Here is a 4770-nt window from a genome sequence, read left to right as displayed (position 1 = left end):
CATGGACGAACTCGCGGATCTCCGCCGCGTTGAACCCCGGGCTGATCGACATTCCCTTGCCTCCTACTGCTTGTGAAGTGACTCACAAGCAGCTTGACGCAGAGGGTTTGGCCGCGTTTCAGGGCGATACAGCGAAAATCTCCGTCGAATTGGTTCGGGTGTGACGTGCCGGGGTCAGGGGTGGCCGACGTAGGCCGCGAGGTGCTGGCCGGTGAGGGTGGAGCGGGCGGCGATGAGGTCGGCCGGCGAGCCCTCGAAGACGATCCGGCCGCCGTCGTGGCCGGCACCGGGGCCAAGGTCGATGATCCAGTCGGCATGAGCCATCACCGCCTGGTGGTGCTCGACGACGATGACTGACTTGCCGGAGTCCACGAGCCGGTCGAGCAGGCCGAGGAGCTGCTCGACGTCGGCGAGGTGGAGTCCGGTGGTCGGCTCGTCGAGCACGTAGACGCCACCCTTCTCGGCCAGGTGGGTGGCGAGCTTGAGACGCTGGCGCTCGCCTCCGGAGAGCGTCGTGAGCGGCTGACCGAGGCTGAGGTAGCCGAGCCCGACGTCGGCGAGCCCCACCAGGATGGCGTGGGCGGCCGGCGATCGGGCCTCGCCGGTGCCGAAGAATTCCCCGGCCTCGATTACCGACATCGCGAGGACCTCGCTGATATCGCGGCCGCCGAGGCGGTATTCCAGCACGGATGCCTCGAACCGCTTGCCCTCGCACACCTCGCAGGTGGTTGCGACGCCCGCCATCATCGCCAAGTCGGTGTAGACGACGCCGGCGCCGTTGCAGTTGGGGCAGGCGCCCTCGGAGTTGGAGCTGAACAGCGCCGGCTTGACGCCGTTAGCTTTCGCGAAGGCCTTGCGGATCGGTTCGAGCATTCCGGTGTAGGTCGCCGGGTTGCTTCGTCGGGAACCGCGGATGCCGGCCTGATCGATCGACACCACGCCTGCGCCGGCGGGGATCGAGCCGTGTACGAGCGAGCTCTTGCCGGATCCCGCGACGCCGGTCAGCACCACCAGCACTCCCAGCGGGATGTCCACGTCCACCTCTTGGAGGTTGTTCTTGGTCGCGCCGCGAATCATGAGCGTTCCCGTGGGCGTGCGCACCGAGGGCTTGAGCGCTGCGCGATAGTCGAAGTGGCGGCCGGTGAGGGTGCCGCTGGTGCGTAACGCTTCGACGGTGCCCTCGAAGCAGACCGTGCCGCCCGCCGTGCCGGCTCCGGGGCCGAGGTCCACGACGTGGTCGGCGATCACGATCGCCTCCGGTTTGTGCTCCACGACGAGCACGGTGTTGCCCTTGTCTCGCAATTGCAGCAACAGCGTGTTCATCCGCTCGATGTCATGGGGATGCAGTCCGATGGTGGGCTCGTCGAAAACATAGGTCACGTCGGTGAGGGAGGATCCCAGGTGCCGGATCATCTTGGTGCGCTGGGCCTCGCCGCCGGACAGGGTGCCGGCCGGCCGGTCGAGCGAGAGGTAACCGAGCCCGATCTCCACGAACGAGTCGAGGATCTGGCGGAGCGCCCGCGTCAGCGGGGCCACCGACGGTTCGTCGAGCCCGCGAACCCACGCCGCCAGATCACTGATCTGCTGGGAGCAGGCGTCGGCGATGCTGACCCCCGAGATCTTCGACGAGCGCGCGGCTTCGCTGAGGCGGGTGCCTTCGCACTCGGGACAGGGTGCGAAGGCGACCGCGCGCTCCACGAAGGCGCGGATGTGCGGCTGCAGGGCGGCGACATCCTTCGACAGGAACGACTTCTGAATTTGCGGGATGAGGCCGAGGTAGGTCAGGTTGATTCCCTCGACCTTGATCTTGGTCGGCTCCTTGTAGAGCAGGTCGTCGAGTTCCTGCTTGCTGTACCGGCCGATGGGCTTGTCCGGGTCGAACCAGCCGCAGCCGCGGAAGATGCGGCCGTACCAGCCCTCCATCGTGTACCCGGGGATGGTGAGGGCACCCTCGTTGAGCGACTTGGAGTCGTCGTAGAGCGCGGAGCGGTCGATATCGTTGACGGTGCCCATGCCCTCGCAGCGCGGACACATGCCCCCGGTGATGCTGAAGCTGCGCCGTTCCTTAACGGTCTTCCCGGCCCGCTCGAGCGTGACCGCCCCGGCGCCGCTGATCGAGGCCACGTTGAACGAAAACGCCTGGGGCGATCCGATGTGCGGCTGCCCGAGCCGGCTGAAGAGGATGCGCAGCAGCGCGTTGGCGTCGGTGGCGGTGCCGACCGTGGAACGGGAGTTGGCGCCCATCCGCTCCTGGTCGACGATGATGGCTGTGGTCAGCCCGTCCAACACGTCGACCTCGGGCCGCGCGAGCGTGGGCATGAAACCCTGCACGAAGGCGCTGTAGGTCTCGTTGATCAGTCGCTGGGATTCCGCGGCGATCGTGCCGAAGACCAGTGAACTCTTGCCTGAGCCGGAGACCCCGGTGAACACGGTCAGCCGCCGCTTGGGGATATCGAGGCTGACATCTTTGAGATTGTTAACCCGCGCACCCTGCACCCGGATCCGATCGTGGCTGTCGGCAAAGTGCTGCGCGGGCGTGCCCGCGCCGGTTGCCCTGCTCAGGTCAGTGCTCATGGTGTCTCCCTCTGGCGGCCGAGGTTTTCACGTGCTCTCCCGGATCATCGCCTGGTACGAGTAAACCAGCTTCGAGGGCACCCAGGGCAAGCGGCTCGGCCGGCGACCAGGTCGTGCCTGTATGCAGTGTCAGTTCAGTCCCGTCAGGGCGCAAGCGCGCTCGGCCGACCAAAATTACATTCGAATTTTTAGACTTCAATACCTGACAGACCCCCGCTTTCACGTTCTATTTAGGCCATACTCGTCATATGACCAGCCTCCCGGAAACACCCGCAGCGGATGCCGCGCCCGGCCCGTCCGCGGCGGCGTGCGCGGTCGCGGAGCTGCGGGCCCTCGCGGCGGGGCTCGGGGAATCACTGCGGTATTCGGCCGTGCGCCGCTTCGACGACGGTCTGCTGCGGGTGGCCACGGCGGTGGAGGTTCTCGGCCGGCAGGTCGACGCGTTGCGGGTGGCTACGGCGGCGGAGGTCGCCGACCGGTCCCGGCCCGAGCTCGGCACCGGCCGCCTCTCCGCGAAGCGCGGCGGCCGCACTCCGGGGGAGCTTTTGGAGCGGGTCACCCTGGTGTCTGGGCCGACCGCGAACCGGCGGATGCGGCTGGGCCGGCAGCTGCGCACCGGGCGGTCCCTGGCCGGCGAACCTCTGCCGCCCACGTTCCCGGCCACGGCGATCGCTCTGGCCACCGGGGCGTCGACACGGCCGATGCGATCCTGTCCGCTTTGACGCCGACGCCGACGCCGACGCCGACGCTGCGGTGCACTGACCTGGCTCGCCGTGATCCTCGACGTCCCCTCCCGCGCGGGCGAATCCCCGACCATCGGCGGCGCCCCCGCCACGGTCCTCGTCAGCGTCCGAGAACAAGACCTGAACGCGAACTTCGGTCAGGGCCACGGCGTCGGCTGGATCGACGGAGTCGAAGCAACGATCACGATCAACGCCGTCACGGACCTGATCAGCACCGGCGGCCAACAAAAAATCGTCATCAACGACGAGGGACGCATCATCGCCCTCGGCTCACCCGAACGCTGCTTCACCCCCGCGCAACGCCGAGCGACCCGACTCCGCGACGGCACCTGCATCATCCCCGGCTGCACAATCCCGGCCGGAATGAGCGAGATCCACCACGTCATCCCACACGCAGAGGGCGGACCGACCCACACCCACAACGGCGTCTGCCTCTGCTGGTTCCACCACCGCATGCTCGCCGCCTCCGGCTGGGCCATCCGCATGATCCGCGGCGCCGTGCAGATCAAGGCACCACCCTGGCTGGAAACCGGGGCGCGCAAGTGGCGCAACGTGACGAAGTCCCGCACCCGCATGACCGACGCCGTCGAACGCAAGAACGTCACCCGGCACGACTGATAGGAGTCGGGTCTCTGGTCTCGACCAGGCTCGACAGGCTCGACCAATGTCGCCGCGAACCCCCACGCAGGTCGTAGCCTTGAAACATGAGCACAGGCACCCGGGAACCTCTGTACACCACGGCGATTCTGGCCGGGCGGGCCGTGTTCGGCCTGCTGCGCCTGAAGCCATCCGTGACCGGCCTGAAGAACCTGCCGGACACCGGGGGAGCGGTGCTGGCGATCACCCACTTCGGCTACATGGACTTCGCCCTGGTCGAGTGGATGCTGTGGCACAAGAACCGCCGTCACATCCGTTTCATGGCCAAGAAGGGCGCGTTCGACCAGAAGCTCGTGGGCGTGCTCCTGCGGGGCATGCGACACATCTCGGTCGATATGAAGGCCGGGGCGGAGGCGTACGGCCAGGCCGTGACGGCGCTGCGTGCGGGCGAACTTCTCGGCGTGTTCCCTGAGGGCGGCGTGAACGCGTCCTTCACCGTGCGCGAGTTGAAATCGGGGGCCATCCGGATGGCGGCCGAGGCGGGCGTCCCCGTGATCCCGATCGCGGTCTGGGGCGGGCATCGGGTGCTCACCAAGAACCACAAGCCGGCCCTGCGGGAGGTGTTCGGCGTGCCCATCCGCTTCGCCGTTGGCCTGCCGTTCGCGGTCTCCGCGGGGGAGGATGCGCAGTCGATGACGCTGGCTCTCCACGAGACCCTGCAGGGTCTCGTCGACGGGTTGCAGAAGGCCTACCCGGTGGACGGCGCCGGCCAGTGGTGGCAGCCGCGGCATCTCGGCGGCACCGCGCCCACGCCGGAGGAGGCCGCCGTGGCCGAGGCAGAGCGGCGCCGCCTCCG

The 4770-nt window shown here is 67.9% G+C and carries 3 protein-coding genes and 1 pseudogene; 3 read left to right on the top strand and 1 reads right to left on the bottom strand.

Going from position 1 to position 4770, the window contains the following annotated elements:
• Positions 1-174 precede the first annotated feature (174 nt).
• Positions 175-2574: an excinuclease ABC subunit UvrA gene (locus E3O67_RS12580; RefSeq protein WP_174776834.1), complete on the bottom strand. Its 2400-nt coding sequence runs from the start codon at positions 2572-2574 to the stop codon at positions 175-177.
• Between the two features lie 248 nt (positions 2575-2822).
• Between E3O67_RS12580 and E3O67_RS12575 the strand changes: the two genes are divergently transcribed.
• The 3 genes and pseudogenes from E3O67_RS12575 to E3O67_RS12565 form a co-directional block, all read left to right on the top strand.
• A complete protein-coding gene (locus tag E3O67_RS12575; RefSeq protein WP_134432292.1) occupies positions 2823-3296 on the top strand; it encodes a hypothetical protein in 474 nt (157 codons plus the stop codon).
• Between the two features lie 18 nt (positions 3297-3314).
• Positions 3315-3935 (top strand): annotated as a pseudogene (locus tag E3O67_RS12570) (HNH endonuclease signature motif containing protein); the annotation flags it as partial.
• A gap of 86 nt (positions 3936-4021) precedes the next feature.
• A partial coding sequence (locus tag E3O67_RS12565) for a 1-acyl-sn-glycerol-3-phosphate acyltransferase (RefSeq protein ID WP_135102843.1) occupies positions 4022-4770 on the top strand: 749 nt, incomplete at its 3' end.

Origin of the sequence: Cryobacterium sp. TMT3-29-2, from assembly GCF_004564305.1 — a bacterium.
GTDB classification, from domain to species: domain Bacteria; phylum Actinomycetota; class Actinomycetes; order Actinomycetales; family Microbacteriaceae; genus Cryobacterium; species Cryobacterium sinapicolor.
This window is presented reverse-complemented; position numbering and strand designations above follow the sequence as displayed.

Bases quoted from the DNA above. Each gene is read 5' to 3' on its own strand.
- E3O67_RS12575 (WP_134432292.1), top strand. From the start codon at position 2,823: ATGACCAGCCTCCCGGAAACACCCGCAGCGGATGCCGCGCCCGGCCCG.
- E3O67_RS12580 (WP_174776834.1), bottom strand. From the start codon at position 2,574: ATGAGCACTGACCTGAGCAGGGCAACCGGCGCGGGCACGCCCGCGCAG.